The following is a 14816-nucleotide window of genomic DNA, read 5'->3' on the forward strand; positions in this document are numbered from 1 at the left end:
CCGCACCCTACCAAGTGCGACGTGGTAGGACTGGGGGCGTCCCATCCGCCCTGTCGCAGGAGGCCACGATGTCCGCCACGTCCGCGCTGTCCATCCCCACGACCGCCTTCCGAGACGGCGCCCCCGTCCCCCTCATCGGCTTCGGCACGAGCGGCATGAAGGGCACGGGCGCGGTCGAGGCCGTCGCCGCCGCCCTCACCGCGGGCTACCGCCTGATCGACACCGCGGCGCAGTACGGCAACGAGGCCGCCGTCGGCGAGGGCGTCCGGACCAGCGGCATCGACCGCGACGAGGTGCTCGTGACGACCAAGGTGGCCGGCGGCGACCAGGGCCGCGAGGCCGCCCGCCGCGGCGTCGAGGAGTCCGCCCGGCGCCTGGGCCTCGAGCGCATCGACATCGTCCTGATCCACTGGCCCAACCCCTCGCGGGGACTCGCGCTCGACACCTGGCGCACGCTGCTGGACCTGCGGTCGGAGGGGCTCGTGACCCACGTGGGCACCTCGAACTTCCGTCCCGAGCAGCTCACCGAGCTGCACGACGCGACGGGCGAGTGGCCCGAGATCAACCAGATCCAGCTCTCCCCCGCCCTGCAGCGTACCGCCGCCGTCGAGTTCCACCGCGAGCACGGGATCCTCACCGAGGCGTGGGGCCCGCTCGGCGGCCGTGAGGGCCTCGCCGAGCAGTTCGCGCTGCGCAGGGTGGCCGAGCGCCACGGCGTCGATCCCTCGCAGGTGTCGTTGCGCTGGGCCGTCGACCAGGGCGTCATCGTCATCCCCAAGTCCACGCAGCCCGAGCGCCAGCGCCGCAACGCGAGCCTCGAGCAGGTGCGCCTCGACGACGAGGACCGCGCCCTGCTGGCGACCCTCGACCTCGGCGAGGACGCCGCGTGGGACTCCCACGTGCACGAGGAGTGGTGATCGCCTCCCGTGGCTGACACCTTCCGGCCCGGCCCCGAGCACCGTCGCGTCGTCTTCCTGACCGGGGCCGGGCTCTCGGCCCGGGCGGGACTGCCGACCTTCCGGGGCCCGGACGGACTGTGGGCGATGCACCCGAGCCTCGAGCGGGCCATGCATGCCGGCGCGCTGCCGGCGAGCATCCCGGATCTCTGGCGGGTGTGGCCGTCCCTCTACGCGCAGGCCGCGAGGAGCGGGCCCACCCCCGGCCACCGGGCCATCGCCCGGATGCGCGGCGCCGTGGTCACCCAGAACATCGACGGCCTCCACCAGCTCGCGGGCAGCACGGACGTCGCCGAGCTCCACGGCGACGCGGGCCGCGCCGCCTGCCTCGAGGATCGCTGCCACTGGAGCGCGCCGCTGCTCCCCGGCGAGGGCGAGCGGGCCGAGGACCACGGCGTGCCCGCCGCCTGCCCCGCGTGCGGCGCACCGACGCGCCCGGACGTCGTGCTGTTCGACGAGATGCTCCCCGCCGATGCCCTCGAGCGCGCCCAGCGCCTGGCCCGGGAGGCGGACCTGTTCGTCTCGGTCGGCACCTCCGGCGTCGTGTTCCCCGCCGCGCAGCTCGCGCCCCTGGCCCGCGCGAGCGGCGCGACGACGGTGCTCATCGACATCGCCCCCGAGGATCCGGTGGGCGCGCGCGCCCGGTTCGACCACGTGATCGTGGGCGACGCCCACGAGGTGCTGCCCGCGTGGGAGCGGGTCGTCAACGGGGTCCGGTCGGCGACCTTCCTGGATCCCTTCGGCTGAGCCGGCCGCCCAGGGTCCCTCTCGGCTCTTATACTTCCCCTAAGCACCGCTGAGAACCCCAGGAGGTCCGAGAAGCCATGCCCATCTACGAGAACGTCTCCGAGCTCGTCGGCCGTACCCCGCTCGTGAAGCTCAATCGCCTGGGCGACGACGTCCGCGCGACGATCGTGGCCAAGCTCGAGTTCTACAACCCCGCCAACTCCGTCAAGGACCGCATCGGGGTGGCCATGATCGACGCCGCCGAGGCCTCGGGCGAGCTGCAGCCCGGCGGGACCATCGTCGAGGCCACGAGCGGCAACACCGGCATCGCCCTGGCCATGATCGGCACCTCCCGCGGCTACCGGGTGGTGCTCACGATGCCCGAGTCGATGTCCAAGGAGCGGCGCGCCCTGCTGCGCGCCTTCGGAGCCGAGCTCGTGCTCACGGAAGCGGCCAAGGGCATGAAGGGCGCGGTCGAGAAGGCCGCCGAGATCGCCGAGGAGCGGGGCGCCGTGCAGGTGCGCCAGTTCGACAACCCCGCCAACGTCGAGATCCATCGCCGCACGACCGCCGAGGAGATCTGGGACGACACCGAGGGCCGCGTCGACGCGCTCGTCGCGGGCATCGGCACGGGCGGCACCATCACCGGGGTCGGCGAGGTGCTCAAGGAGCGCAAGCCCGAGGTCAAGGTCTTCGCCGTCGAGCCCCAGGAGTCGCCGATCCTCAACGGCGGCAGCCCCGGCCCGCACAAGATCCAGGGCATCGGCGCGAACTTCGTGCCCTCGATCCTCGACCGGGACGTGTACGACGAGGTCTTCGACATCGACGCCGAGACGGCCATGGAGCGTGCTCGCGACGTCGCCCGTACCGAGGGCCTGCTCGTGGGCATCTCCTCGGGCGCCGCGATCGAGGCGGCCGTGCGGGTGGGGCGCCTCGACGACTTCGCCGGCAAGCTCATCGTCGTGATCGTGCCCTCGTTCGGCGAGCGCTACCTCTCGACGCCGCTGTACGCCGAGTACATGGACTGAACGCCCCGATGGCCCTGCTCCGTCGTGCCGCGCACGGCGTCCTCGACGCCGTCGCGAGCATCTCCGAGGACGTCGCGACGGCGCGCCGCCGGGACCCCGCCTCGCAGTCCGGCGTCCAGATGGCGCTCACCTCGTCCGGGCTGCACGCGATCTGGGCCCACCGCGCCGCGCATGTTCTGTGGGAGCGCGGGAACCGCCTCCCGGCCCTCGTGGTCGCCCAGGGGGCGCGCTTCGCGACGGGGGTGGAGATCCATCCGGGCGCCACGATCGGGCGCCGCTTCTTCATCGATCACGGCATGGGCGTCGTGATCGGCGAGACGGCCGAGGTGGGAGACGACGTCATGCTCTACCACGGGGTGACGCTCGGGGGCCGGTCGATGGAGCGGGTCAAGCGGCATCCCACGGTGCGTGACGGCGTCGTGATCGGCGCGGGCGCACGCGTGCTCGGGCCGGTCGAGATCGGGCGCAACGCGCAGATCGGCGCGAACGCCGTGGTGGTCGGGGACGTGCCCGCCGACGGCATCGCCGTGGGCGTGCCGGCCCGGATCCGTCGGCACGCCGCCCACCACGAGGCGTTCGAGGACCCCGCCATCTGGATCTGAGGGCGTGCCGGCGAGCACCGCGTGCCCCGTGTCACAGCGATGCCGTAGGTTCGTGCCATGCAGCTCGACTCGCCCGCTCCCGTGCCCGTGCGCCGACTCCCCCGACCGCTCGCGGTCGTGCTCGTCCTCCTGCTGGCCCTCGTCGCGACGCTCGCGACGGCGCCCGCGGCGCTCGCCGACCCTCCGCGGTCGGTCACCATCGAGGACACCACCGGCGACCTCGACGCGAGCCCGCTGACCGAGCGGCTCGAGGACGTCTCCTTCCGCACCCCCGTCGACCTGGTCGCGCTCACGATCGACGTGACGGCCTACGGCGGGAGCGCCTCGAACGACCTGGCCCTCAACGACGCCGTGCTCGCCTACGCGCGCGCCGAGCACCCGGACTGGATCACGTCCGGCGGCGCCTACTGGCGCGACGGCCTCGTGATCGTCGCGATCGACCCCGACAACCGCTTCCTGGGCACGTACGCCGGCGAGGACGTCAAGCTCGACGACGGCCAGTACGAGAAGATCCAGGAGGAGATGCGCCCCGCTGCACGGAACGCGGACTGGAACGGCGCGATCGTCGACGGCGCGACCCGGTACGCCTCCTACCTGGACCGGCCGTTCTACCTCGACCCGGTGGCCATCGTCACGGCGCTCGTGGCCCTGCTGGTCGCCCTCGCGGGTGTCGGGGGCGCCCTCCTGCGCGGCTCGCGCTCGCGGGCGAAGGTGACACGCGCCCTCCCGCGCTACGACGACGTCATGCTCACGTACGCCGAGACCGAGCTCGCGGCCCGCACGATCCCGGCCGACTCGCAGTACGGCGAGCCGGTGCTGCGGGACTACGAGGAGTTCACGCGCGCTGCCGCCGAGGCCACCGCGCTGCACGACCAGCTCCCGGCCCGCCGCGGCGTGCTGTGGGGCATCGGCGCGCAGAGCGCGTCGCTCGCCTCGCGCTTCGCGGAGACGGCCGCCCGCATCGACGCGATGGACGACGAGATCGTGCGCACCAACGACCTGCTGAGCCGCTCGCACGCATGGCAGGACGCCTGGGAGGCTGAGGTCCAGCCCCTGCGCGACTCGCTCGCCGCGGTCGACGGGGCGATCCGCCAGGAGGCCTCGCTCGCCGACTCCCCCACCGCCCGCGACCTGCGGACGGTCGCGGCGAAGGTCCGCGACGGCATCGAGCGGGTCACGCTGCAGCTCCAGAACGGGGAGATGACCGGGGACGCGGCCCTGGGCGAGCTCGACCTCATGACGTCGGCGCTCGGCCGGGCGGCGACCGCCCATCGCGACGCGGTGATCGCCCACACCGCGCGCAGCGATCGCGAGGCCGAGATCATGCGCCACGTCCGGTACGACAGCCCCGACACGCGCTACACGACGATCCGCGGCCGGCGTCGCCACTACTACCCCGCCGGGTACGACTACAACTGGTCGCTCAGCCCGATCCTGTGGCTGAACCTGTGGCACTCGCAGGCGAGCACCGATCTCGACGCCCACCGGCATCCGCCGAGCTCGAGCAGCTCCTCGAGTGGCGGCTTCACCGGCTACTCGGGGGGCGGCGGCGGGTTCTCGGGATCGGGCAGCTCGGGGCGCTTCTGACTCTCGGCGGCCGTCAGTAGACCATGCCCATGACCTCGCGCACGTGCGCGAGGGTGTCGTCGGCGATCGCGTTGGCGCGCTCGTTGCCCGCGCGCAGCACCGAGAACAGGTGGCCGGGGTCCTTCTCGAGCTCGGCGCGCCGTGCACGGATCGGCGCGAGATGGGCGTTGAGGGCCTCGGCGCACATGACCTTGAGGGTCCCGGCGCCGCGGTCGCCGATCTCCGCCGCGACCTCCTCGGGCGTGCGGTCGGTCGCGAGCGCCGTGAGCGTGAGCAGGTTGGCGACCTCCGGGCGTCCCTCGGGGTCGAAGGTGATCGTGCGGTCGGAGTCGGTCTTGGCGCGCTTGACGAGCTTGGCGGTCTCCGCCTCGCTCATCCTGAGCATGATCGCGTTGCCGCGCGACTTGGACATCTTGTCGCCGTCGAGCCCCAGGATGGTGGGGGCCTCCGAGAGCAGCGCGTCGGGCTCGGCGAAGTAGTGCTCGCCGTGCCCGTAGCGCTCGTTGAAGCGCCGGGCGATCACGCGGGTCTGCTCGACGTGCGGCAGCTGGTCCTTGCCCACGGGCACCACGTTGCCGTGGCAGAACAGGATGTCCGCGGCCTGGTGCACGGGATAGGTCAGCAGCAGCCCGCCCATCGCGCTCTTGCCGGCGGCCGCGAGCTCGGACTTCACGGTGGGGTTGCGCTCGAGCTCGGGCTGGGTGACGAGGGAGAGGAACGGCAGCATGAGCTGGTTCAGGGCCGGGACCGCGGAGTGCGTGAAGATCGTGGTCCTCGACGGGTCGATGCCGACGGCGAGGTAGTCGGTGAGCAGCTCGCGGACGCTGCCCTTGATGTCGCCGATCACGTCGCGATCCGTGATCACCTGGTAGTCCGCCACGATGATCCAGGTCTCGACGCCGAGGTCCTGCAGCCGCACGCGGTTGCGCAGGGTCCCGAAGTAGTGGCCGATGTGCAGGGCGCCGGTGGGCCGGTCGCCCGTGAGCACGCGCAGGCCCGACGGATCGGTCGCGATCCGCTTCTCGAGGGCCTCGCTGCGCTCGAGCGCGGTGGCGTAGCTGGAACGGGGGATCTCGGGAGCAGGCGTGTCGGTCACCCGTCCATGGTATCCAGAGCGCGCGGGGCCCTCGGCATCACGGCGACGGCGTCGAGGGGTCGGCTCCCCCCCCTATCGCCGCACGTGCGGCGCGGCTCCCGTCGAGCCGCGCACGATCAGCTGCGGCATCATCGCGACCTCCGAGCGCACGGCGCGCCGCGACCCCTCGCCGCCCTCGAGCACGGCGCGCACGGCGGCGCGCGCCATCTCCGGGACGCTCTGGCGCACGGTGGTCAGGGCCGGGTTGGTCAGCCCGGCCCACTGGGCGTCGTCGTAGCCGATCACGGAGACGTCGGCGGGGACGGCGAGTCCGAGCGAGCGCACGCCCTCGAGGGCGCCGGCCGCCATCACGTCGGAGCCGCACACGATCGCGGTGCAGCCGCGTTCGATGAGCTCGCGGGCGGCCTGGTAGCCGCCGGCGTACGAGAAGTCGGTGAAGGCGATGTCGCGGGCGGGCGACTGCTCGTGGTCGATGAGCCCCTCGAAGGTGCGCACCTTCTGGCGCACGGGCCACGTGCGCTCGTCGCCCACGGCGAGCCCGATCGCGGTGTGCCCGAGCTCGCGCAGGTGCGCCGTCGCGAGCCGCATCGCGTGGTCGTCGTCGGTCGAGATGAAGGTCGCGTCGATCTCCTCGCGCACGCCGTTGATGAGCGCGAGCGAGACGCCCTCGTGCACGAGGCGGCGGTAGTGCTCGACGGGACCGCTCGGCTGGGCGTGGAAGCCGGAGACGACCACCACCCCGGTCGCGTCGAGGCGCAGGAAGCGCTCGAAGGCGGCGGCCTCACCCTGGATGCCCCGGGCGCGGGTGGAGATGATCGACGCCGCCCCCCGTTCGAACAGCTCGGCCTCGAGGCGGTCGGCCCACTGGCAGAAGATGGGGTTCTCGAGGTCGGGCACCAGGACCCCGACCAGCTCGCCCTCCTCCCCCACGTCGTGGTGGCCGAGCTCGCGTGCGGCCTCCCGCACGAGGCGCTGGGTCTCCTCGGCGATGCCGCTGCGCCGGTTGAGCACGCGCGAGACCGTGGACTCGCTGACTCCGGCGCGCTCCGCGATGTCCTTCAGCCGGGTCTTGGCCATGGGCCCTCCTGACGCCTCGAGGGGAGGGTGCCGGGCGGCTCCGATGCCGCCTCCGCTCGCCTCGTAAGTTCTTGCGAGATTCTTGCACAGACTTGCGGGGACCGCTACGCTCGTCCCACCGACACACTGATCCCCGTGTGCGGATTGACCACCTTTCGAAGGAGAAGATGGTGCAGATTCGTCGCAAGTCATTTCTTGCCCTGGGAACTGTCGGCACGGCGGCCTTCCTGGCCGCGTGCGGCAGCAACGATGATTCGTCCGACAGCTCGGCGTCCGACGGCGGCGGCGCCAGCGACGCGGGCGGCAGCGGCGACGCTCCCGCGCGCGCCGATGCCGACCTCGTGGTCTGGGCGGACGACAAGAAGGCCGAGTCCCTCCAGGGCCCTGCCAAGACGTGGGCCGACGCCAACGGCCTCACCATTGCCGTCCAGGCCGTCTCGGGCGACCTCCAGGGCTCGTTCGTGACCGCCAACCAGGCCGGCAACGGCCCCGACGTCGTGATCGGCGCGCACGACTGGATCGGCAACCTCGTCCAGAACGGCGCCATCGCCCCCGTGCAGCTGCCCGCCGACGCCCAGCAGAAGGTCGCGCCCGTCGGCCTCACCGCCGTCACCTACGACGGTCAGGTCTACGGCGTGCCCTACTCGGTGGAGACCCTGGCCCTGTTCGCCAACAAGACGCTCACCCAGGTCCCCGAGCCCAAGAGCATCGAGGAGCTCGTGAGCGCGGCGCAGGCCGGCGGCGCCGAGAACCCGCTGTCGCTGCCGATCGGCGAGGCCGGCGACGCCTACCACATGGAGCCGCTGTACTCCTCGGCCGGTGGCTACCTGTTCAAGCGCAACGACGACGGCACCTACGACACGAGCGACCTCGGCGTCGGCAAGGAGGGCTCGATCGCCGCGGCCGAGAAGATGCACGACCTCGGTCAGCAGGGCGTCCTGAAGACGACGATCTCGGGTGACAACGCGATCTCGCTGTTCACCGACGGCAAGGCCGCCTACCTGATCTCGGGCCCGTGGGCGCTCTCGGACATCAAGACCGCCAAGGTGGACTTCGCGATGGCCGCCGTGCCCGGCTTCGAGGGCATGCAGCCGGCTCGCTCCTTCGCGGGCGTCAACGCCTTCTACGTCGCCACGAAGGCCAAGAACCAGGCCTTCGCGGTGCAGTTCGTCAACGCGGTCGCGACCGACCCGTCGATCGCCGAGGGCATGTTCGGCGTCAACGAGCTGCCGCCCACGAGCCTGGACCTGCAGCAGTCCCTCGCGGCCGACAACCCCGAGATGGTCCAGATCGCCCAGTACGCGGAGAACGCCGACCCGATGCCCGCGATCCCGCAGATGCAGGAGGTCTGGGGACCGCTCGGCCAGGCCGAGGCGAACATCGTCAAGGGCGCCGACCCGACGTCGACGATGGAGTCCGCCGGCCAGGAGATCACCTCCAAGATCTGATCCGGCCCCTTCTGGCCGACACCGCGTCCGCGCCGCCCCTCGGCGCGGGCGCGGTGTCCGCCGAGCCCGTCATCCCGGCTTCTGAAAGGCAATGACGCCATGACCTCCCTGACGGCGCCCGCGCATCGCGAGCGCTCCACCTCCGTCCCCGCCGTCGTCGGCAGGGTTCTGCTCCTGGGCATCGTGCTCGCGGTGACCGTCTGGATCGTGCCCGTCATGATCGCCACGAAGCAGTGGCTGTGGGTCGGGGTGACCATCCCCGCCGCCGTCCTCTTCTTCGTGCTCTACAGCACCAAGCGCTTCATCCCGGGCAAGTACATCTTCCCGGGCACGTTCTTCCTGGCCACGTTCCTGATCGTCCCGATCGTGCTGACGGTCAGCTACTCCTTCACCAACTACGGCGACGGCAGCCGCGGGTCGAAGGAGGAGGCGATCGCCTCGATCACGGGCAACTCCGTGCAGCAGGCACCCGATTCGCCGCTCTACGCGATGTCGGTGGGCACGACGGGCACGCCGACCGACGGCCCCTTCACCCTGTTCCTCGTCAACCAGCAGACCGGCGAGGTCGAGATGGGCGAGGACGGTAAGAAGGCGACCGCCGCCGACTCCTCCGACGTGACCGTCACCGACGGCCGCGTGACCGCGGCGGACGGCTACACCATGCTCGACCCGCGCCAGATCAACGCCGCCTATCAGACGATCAGCCAGATCGCCGTCGAGGTCGACGACACCCGCGCGATCCGTGCCCAGGGGCCCAACCAGGCCTTCGTGGGCACCAAGGTGCTCCAGTACGACGAGGCCACCGACACGATCACCAACACCTCGACGGGAGAGAAGTACACCGTCGGCAAGGTCGGCGACAGCGAGGTGTTCGTCGACTCGACCGGCAAGCAGGCCTTCGCCCAGGGCTGGCTGCAGAACGTGGGCGGCGACAACTACATCCGCCTGTTCACCAACTCCAAGATCGCCCAGCAGTTCCTCCAGGCCCTCGCCTGGACCCTCGTGTTCGCGATCGGCTCCGTGCTGCTGTGCTTCGTGGTGGGCTTCGCGCTCGCCCTGACCCTGAACGACGAGCGGATCCGGGGCCGCAAGGTCTACCGCTCGGTGCTCCTGATCCCCTACGCGATCCCCGGGTTCATCTCGCTGCTCGTGTGGTCGAACTTCTACAACAAGGACTTTGGCCTCATCAACCAGACGCTGCACCTGCATCTCGACTGGTTCGGCGACCCCACGCTCGCCAAGGTCGCCGTGCTCCTGACGAACCTGTGGATGGGCTTCCCGTACATGTTCATCGTGTGCACGGGCGCCCTGCAGTCGATCCCCGACGAGCTCATGGAGGCCTCGCGCATCGACGGCGCGAGCCGCCTGCAGACCACCCTGCGCATCGTGACCCCGCTGCTGCTCGTCTCGGTCGCCCCGCTCCTGGTCTCGTCCTTCGCCTTCAACTTCAACAACTTCAACGCGATCCAGCTGCTGACCCAGGGCGGCCCGTTCGCGCCGGGCGAGTACGACCGCGGCGGCACCGACATCCTCATCTCGATGATCTATCGCATCGCCTTCGGCGGCGGCGGCTCGGACTTCGGCTTCGCCTCCGCGATCTCGGTCGCGCTGTTCGTCCTGACGGGCGTGCTCGCGATGATCCAGTTCCGCTTCACCCGCGTCCTCGAAGACATCAACTGAGAAAGGCAGGCGGTCATCATGTCGAATCCCCAGACCTCCGGGGCTCCCGCCCACCGGATGCCGTTCGGACGCTGGTTCGCCGAGATCGGCTGGCGGCACGTCGTCGGCATCATCGCGTTCCTCTTCGCGATCTTCCCCGTGCTGTTCGTGATCTCGGCGTCGTTCAACCCGCTCGGCACGGTCGCCTCGACCGGGCTGATCCCCACCAGCTTCAGCCTCGAGCACTACACGACGCTGCTGAGCGGAGCGAAGGGCAACTTCCCCCGCTGGTACCTCAACACCGTGATCGTGTGCGTGACGGTCTCCCTCACCCAGGTGTTCCTGTCCACGCTCGCGAGCTACACCTTCAGTCGCTTCCGCTTCAAGGGGCGCCGCGCGGGCATGCTGAGCCTGCTGCTGATCATGATGTTCCCGTCGGTCCTCTCGATGATCGCGATCTACACGATGCTCGCGGGCCTCGGCGAGGTGGTCCCGATCCTGGGGCTCGACTCGCTGCCCGGCTACATCCTCGTGATGCTCGGCGGCTCGCTCGGCCAGGTCTGGCTCATCAAGGGCTTCTTCGACACCGTGCCCAAGTCCCTCGACGAGGCCGCGACCCTCGACGGGGCCACCCACTGGCAGCTGTTCACCCGCATCCTGCTGCCCTCGCTCGTCCCGATCCTCGCGACGACCGTGCTGATCAGCCTGGTGGGCGTGATGAGCGACTTCCTGCTCGGCTCGCTCATCCTGACCAGCGATGACAACAAGACCCTCGCGGTGGGCCTGTACGGGATGCTCTACGGCGACAAGTCCAACAACCTCGGGATCTTCGCCGCGGGCTCGATCATGATCATGGTCCCCGTCATCCTCCTGTACATGTTCCTCCAGCGCTATATCGTCGGCGGCTCGACCGCGGGCGCCGTGAAAGGCTGACCATCTCCGTGCCCTCCTTCCAGAACCTCCCCCACCACGACTCCGGGCCGGTCTTCGTCCCGCAGCCTGCTCGGCGGCTCGGCGACGAGGTGCCGCTGCGGGTCTGGGTGCCGGCCGCCTACCCGGTGCGCTCCCTCGCCGTGCGCGTCCTGCAGGACGGCGAGCCCAAGGTCACCGAGCTCGAGGCGGAGGACGCCCCGACCCGCTGGAACGGGCAGTCGGGCACGTGGTGGCACGCCACCGTGCGCATGGTCAACCCCGATACGCGCTACCGCTTCTGCGTGGTCGGGGACGGCGAGCGCTCGCTCGACTACGCGTGGCTCACGGCGGCCGGCGTGATCGACCACGACCTCGCCGACGCGACGGACTTCCGTCTCGTGCTCGACGAGTCCCCGAGCTGGGTGGACGACGCCGTCGTCTACCAGATCTTCCCCGACCGCTTCGCGCGCGGCGCCGGCTCCCCCGCCCTCACCCCCGAGACCGTGCCCGCGTGGGCGCACATCATGGAGTGGGACGAGGAGCCGGCGGCGCACGGGCCGAGCACCGCCCACCAGCTCTACGGCGGGGATCTCGACGGCATCGTCGAGCACCTCGACCACGTGCAGTCCCTCGGGGCGAACACGATCTATCTGACGCCGATCTTCCCCTCCGGCTCCGTGCACCGCTACGACGCCTCGACGTTCGACGACGTCGACGCGCTGCTGGGCGGGCAGGAGGCCCTCGTCCGGCTGAGCAAGGCCGTGCATGCGCGCGGCATGCGGTTCATCCTCGACCTGACGACCAACCACACGGGCGACACCCACGAGTGGTTCGAGCGCGCCCAGGCGGACGCGGACAGCCTCGAGGCCGGCTTCTACCTGTTCACCGACCACCCCGACGCGTACGAGATGTGGCTGGACGTGCCCAGCCTGCCCAAGCTCGACCATCGCAGCCAGGCGCTGCGCGAGCGCATGCTGCAGGGTCCCGAGAGCGTCGTGGGCCGGTATCTCGCGGCGCCCTTCTCCGCCGATGGCTGGCGGATCGACGTCGCGAACATGACGGGCCGCTCGGGGGCGATCGATCTGGCCCATCAGGTGGCCCGCGACGTGCGCGGCACCATGCGCGACGTGGCCGGGACCGCGGAGGACGGCCGCGAGAACGCCTGGCTGATCGCGGAGCACGGGCACGACGCGAGCGCGGACCTCGTGGGCGACGGGTGGATGGGCACGATGAACTACGCGGGCTTCACGCGGCCCGTGTGGGCGTGGCTCGCCGACCCCGACAACGGCCTGAACTGGCTGGGACTGCCCATGAGCATCCCGCGCCTGTCGGGCCGCCAGATCGGCGCCACCCTTCACGAGTACAACGCGCATCTGCCCTACCCGTCGTGGAAGCACTCCCAGAGCCAGCTCTCGAGCCACGACACGCCCCGCACCCGGAGCGTCGTCGGGACGAGCGAGCGCCAGGTGGTCGCCCTCGCGGCTCTCGCGGCCCTGCCCGGCGTGCCCACCGTGTTCGCGGGCGACGAGCTCGGGTTCCCGGGACGCACCGGCGAGCACTCGCGCACCTCGATGCCGTGGGACGGCCTGGCCGGCGTGGGGCCGCGCGCCTCGACGATCGACCGGGAGGTGCTGCGCGCGACCGGCGACCTGCTGCGGCTGCGCGGTGACCTCGCGGCGCTGCGCCGCGGCGGCATCCGCTTCCTTGCCTGGGAGGACGATGCGCTCGTCCTCCAGCGCACGCACCCGGACGGCGACGTGCTCGTGCACCTCGCGCGCGACGCCCATGCGCCGATCACCCTCGACCTGGACGCCGGCGAGCTGCTGCACCGCGAGGGCGGCACCGAGGTCGAGAGCCTGGGCTCGGAGACCGGCGCGCCGCAGCTCCGGCTGAGCGCGTCGGGTCCCGGCACGAGCTTCGTGCGCCTGACCGCCTGACCCGACCTCCCCTCACGGCCCGGGCCGCTCTCCGGTAGCCGGCCCGGGCCGCTCTCCGGTAGCCGGCCCGGGCCGTCGACGCGCGACCCGCGCACCGCCCGGCCCCGGGCCCCACACCCCCTCTCGCAAGGAGAACCCATGTGCCAGCAGTGGTGGCGCGACGCCGTCGTGTACCAGGTCTACCCGCGCTCCTTCGCCGACTCCGACGGCGACGGCATGGGCGACCTGCCCGGCATCACCGCCCGCCTGCCCTATCTGAAGGGCCTCGGCGTCGACGCCGTCTGGCTCTCCCCCTTCTACACCTCCCCGCAGCACGACGCGGGATACGACGTCGCGGACTACTGCGACGTCGACCCCCGCTTCGGCTCCCTGGCCGACGCCGACGAGCTCATCGCGCGCGCCCACGGTCTCGGGCTCAAGGTGATCGTCGATCTCGTGCCCAACCACTCCTCGAGCGAGCACCCGCTGTTCCAGGCGGCGCTCGCGGCCCCCGCCGGCTCCCGCGAGCGCGACATGTACGTCTTCCGCGACGGGCGCGGCGAGCACGGGGAGCTGCCCCCCAACAACTGGCACTCGATCTTCCACGGCGCCGGCTGGACGCGGGTGACCGAGCCCGACGGCACCCCGGGCCAGTGGTACCTCCACATCTTCGACACCACGCAGCCGGACTGGAACTGGGAGAACCCCGCCGTCCACGAGCTGTTCGCGTCGATCCTGCGGTTCTGGCTCGACCGCGGCGCGGACGGGTTCCGCGTCGACGTCGCGCACGGGATGGTCAAGCCCGAGGGGCTGCCGGACGCGACCGTCGACGCGGCGGGCCTGATCGACGTGCCCGAGGGCGAGGTGCCCGTCTACTTCGACAACGACGGCGTGATCGACGTGTACCGCGAGTGGCGTCCGATCCTGGACGAGTACGAGGGCGACCGCATGCTCGTGCTCGAGGCCTGGATCCCCGAGCAGCGTCTGCCGCTGTACATCGGCCACGACAAGGCGCACCAGTCGTTTAACTTCGGGTTCCTCCAGGCCCGCTGGGGCGTCGAGACGATGCGCGCGGCCATCGAGAAGCCGCTCGCGATCGCCGAGGCCGTCGACTCGCCCACGACGTGGGTGCTCTCGAACCACGACGTGATCCGGCATGCGAGCCGCTACGGCTTCGCGCCCGACCACGTGTTCGGCGAGGGTCTCGCACGCGACGAGGTGCCCGACGCCGCGCTCGGGCTCCAGCGGGCCCGCGCCGCGACCCTGCTGATGCTCGCCCTGCCCGGCTCCGCCTACCTCTACCAGGGCGAGGAGCTCGGCCTGCCCGAGGTCGCGGACCTCCCCGACGAGCTGCGCGAGGATCCCTCCCACAAGCGCGCCGGCGTGCCCGGGCGCGACGGCTGCCGGGTGCCGCTGCCGTGGGTCCACGACGCCCCCGCCTACGGCTTCTCCCCCACCGGTGCGTCCTGGCTGCCGCAGCCGCCGGCCTTCGGCGAGCTCGCCGCCGATCTCCAGGACGGCGTCGAGGGCTCGACCCTCGAGATGTACCGGTCGGCCCTGCGCCTGCGTCACGAGCTGGATCTGGGCGTCTACGGCGACGGCGTGCGGTTCGTGGAGGACGTCCCGGCGGGCGTGCTCGCCCTCGAGCACGCCGGGGTCCTCGTCGTCGTCAACACGACCGATGCCGAGGTGAGCCTGGCCGAGGTGGCGGACCCCGCCGACGCGGTCCCCCTCGTGGCCTCCGCGGCGGGAGCCTCCGATGTGATCCCCGCCGAGGCGACGCTGTGGCTGCGTCGGCCCTGACCGGCT

General features: G+C 71.4%; 12 protein-coding genes. 10 read left to right on the top strand and 2 right to left on the bottom strand.

Annotated elements, in window-relative coordinates; translation table 11 throughout:
• The first annotated feature begins 68 nt into the window (after positions 1–68).
• The 5 genes from BRM3_RS14115 to BRM3_RS14135 all read left to right on the top strand — a co-directional run bounded on the left by BRM3_RS14115 (position 69) and on the right by BRM3_RS14135 (position 4899).
• Positions 69–917 carry an aldo/keto reductase gene (locus BRM3_RS14115; protein ID WP_263593926.1) on the top strand — a complete coding sequence of 283 codons (849 nt, stop codon included), beginning with the start codon at positions 69–71 and terminating at the stop codon, positions 915–917.
• Between the two features lie 9 nt (positions 918–926).
• A complete protein-coding gene (locus tag BRM3_RS14120; RefSeq protein ID WP_263593927.1) occupies positions 927–1703 on the top strand; it encodes an SIR2 family NAD-dependent protein deacylase in 777 nt (258 codons plus the stop codon).
• 77 nt (positions 1704–1780) lie between these two features.
• On the top strand, positions 1781–2710 hold the full coding sequence (gene cysK, locus BRM3_RS14125) for a cysteine synthase A (RefSeq protein ID WP_263593928.1): 930 nt from the start codon (positions 1781–1783) through the stop codon (positions 2708–2710).
• Positions 2711–2718: 8 nt separating this feature from the next.
• On the top strand, positions 2719–3312 hold the full coding sequence (gene epsC, locus BRM3_RS14130) for a serine O-acetyltransferase EpsC (RefSeq protein ID WP_263593929.1): 594 nt from the start codon (positions 2719–2721) through the stop codon (positions 3310–3312).
• 57 nt (positions 3313–3369) lie between these two features.
• The gene (locus tag BRM3_RS14135) at positions 3370–4899 is read left to right on the top strand and encodes a DUF5129 domain-containing protein (protein ID WP_263593930.1); all 1530 of its coding nucleotides are present in this window, start codon (positions 3370–3372) and stop codon (positions 4897–4899) included.
• A gap of 13 nt (positions 4900–4912) precedes the next feature.
• Here the strand turns inward: BRM3_RS14135 and trpS are convergent, their stop codons facing one another.
• Positions 4913–5995 (bottom strand): tryptophan--tRNA ligase, encoded by a 1083-nt coding sequence (trpS, locus tag BRM3_RS14140; protein ID WP_263593931.1) that lies wholly within the window; start codon positions 5993–5995, stop codon positions 4913–4915.
• Positions 5996–6067: 72 nt separating this feature from the next.
• Positions 6068–7072 (bottom strand): LacI family DNA-binding transcriptional regulator, encoded by a 1005-nt coding sequence (locus tag BRM3_RS14145; RefSeq protein ID WP_263593932.1) that lies wholly within the window; start codon positions 7070–7072, stop codon positions 6068–6070.
• A gap of 167 nt (positions 7073–7239) precedes the next feature.
• On the opposite strand from BRM3_RS14145, the gene BRM3_RS14150 reads away from it, so the two are divergent.
• The 5 genes from BRM3_RS14150 (at position 7240) to BRM3_RS14170 (ending at position 14810) form a co-directional block, all read left to right on the top strand.
• Positions 7240–8520, top strand: a complete 1281-nt coding sequence (locus BRM3_RS14150; protein WP_263593933.1) for a sugar ABC transporter substrate-binding protein — start codon at positions 7240–7242, stop codon at positions 8518–8520.
• A gap of 99 nt (positions 8521–8619) precedes the next feature.
• On the top strand, positions 8620–10200 hold the full coding sequence (locus BRM3_RS14155) for an ABC transporter permease subunit (protein WP_263593934.1): 1581 nt from the start codon (positions 8620–8622) through the stop codon (positions 10198–10200).
• A gap of 18 nt (positions 10201–10218) precedes the next feature.
• Positions 10219–11112 (top strand): sugar ABC transporter permease, encoded by an 894-nt coding sequence (locus tag BRM3_RS14160; protein ID WP_263593935.1) that lies wholly within the window; start codon positions 10219–10221, stop codon positions 11110–11112.
• An 8-nt stretch (positions 11113–11120) separates the two neighbouring features.
• Entirely contained in the window at positions 11121–13028 is a 1908-nt protein-coding gene (locus BRM3_RS14165) for an alpha-amylase family glycosyl hydrolase (RefSeq protein ID WP_263593936.1), read from the top strand.
• A 138-nt stretch (positions 13029–13166) separates the two neighbouring features.
• Entirely contained in the window at positions 13167–14810 is a 1644-nt protein-coding gene (locus tag BRM3_RS14170) for a glycoside hydrolase family 13 protein (RefSeq protein WP_263593937.1), read from the top strand.
• The last annotated feature ends 6 nt before the right edge of the window (positions 14811–14816 follow it).

This window comes from Brachybacterium huguangmaarense, assembly GCF_025725725.1.
GTDB classification, from domain to species: Bacteria; Actinomycetota; Actinomycetes; order Actinomycetales; family Dermabacteraceae; genus Brachybacterium; species Brachybacterium huguangmaarense.

Coding starts and splice junctions, on each gene's coding strand:
- BRM3_RS14145 (WP_263593932.1), bottom strand. CDS start 7,072: ATGGCCAAGACCCGGCTGAAGGACATCGCGGAGCGCGCCGGAGTCAGC.
- epsC (WP_263593929.1), top strand. CDS start 2,719: ATGGCCCTGCTCCGTCGTGCCGCGCACGGCGTCCTCGACGCCGTCGCG.
- BRM3_RS14135 (WP_263593930.1), top strand. CDS start 3,370: ATGCAGCTCGACTCGCCCGCTCCCGTGCCCGTGCGCCGACTCCCCCGA.
- BRM3_RS14115 (WP_263593926.1), top strand. CDS start 69: ATGTCCGCCACGTCCGCGCTGTCCATCCCCACGACCGCCTTCCGAGAC.
- BRM3_RS14170 (WP_263593937.1), top strand. CDS start 13,167: ATGTGCCAGCAGTGGTGGCGCGACGCCGTCGTGTACCAGGTCTACCCG.
- BRM3_RS14150 (WP_263593933.1), top strand. CDS start 7,240: ATGGTGCAGATTCGTCGCAAGTCATTTCTTGCCCTGGGAACTGTCGGC.
- BRM3_RS14160 (WP_263593935.1), top strand. CDS start 10,219: ATGTCGAATCCCCAGACCTCCGGGGCTCCCGCCCACCGGATGCCGTTC.
- BRM3_RS14155 (WP_263593934.1), top strand. CDS start 8,620: ATGACCTCCCTGACGGCGCCCGCGCATCGCGAGCGCTCCACCTCCGTC.
- cysK (WP_263593928.1), top strand. CDS start 1,781: ATGCCCATCTACGAGAACGTCTCCGAGCTCGTCGGCCGTACCCCGCTC.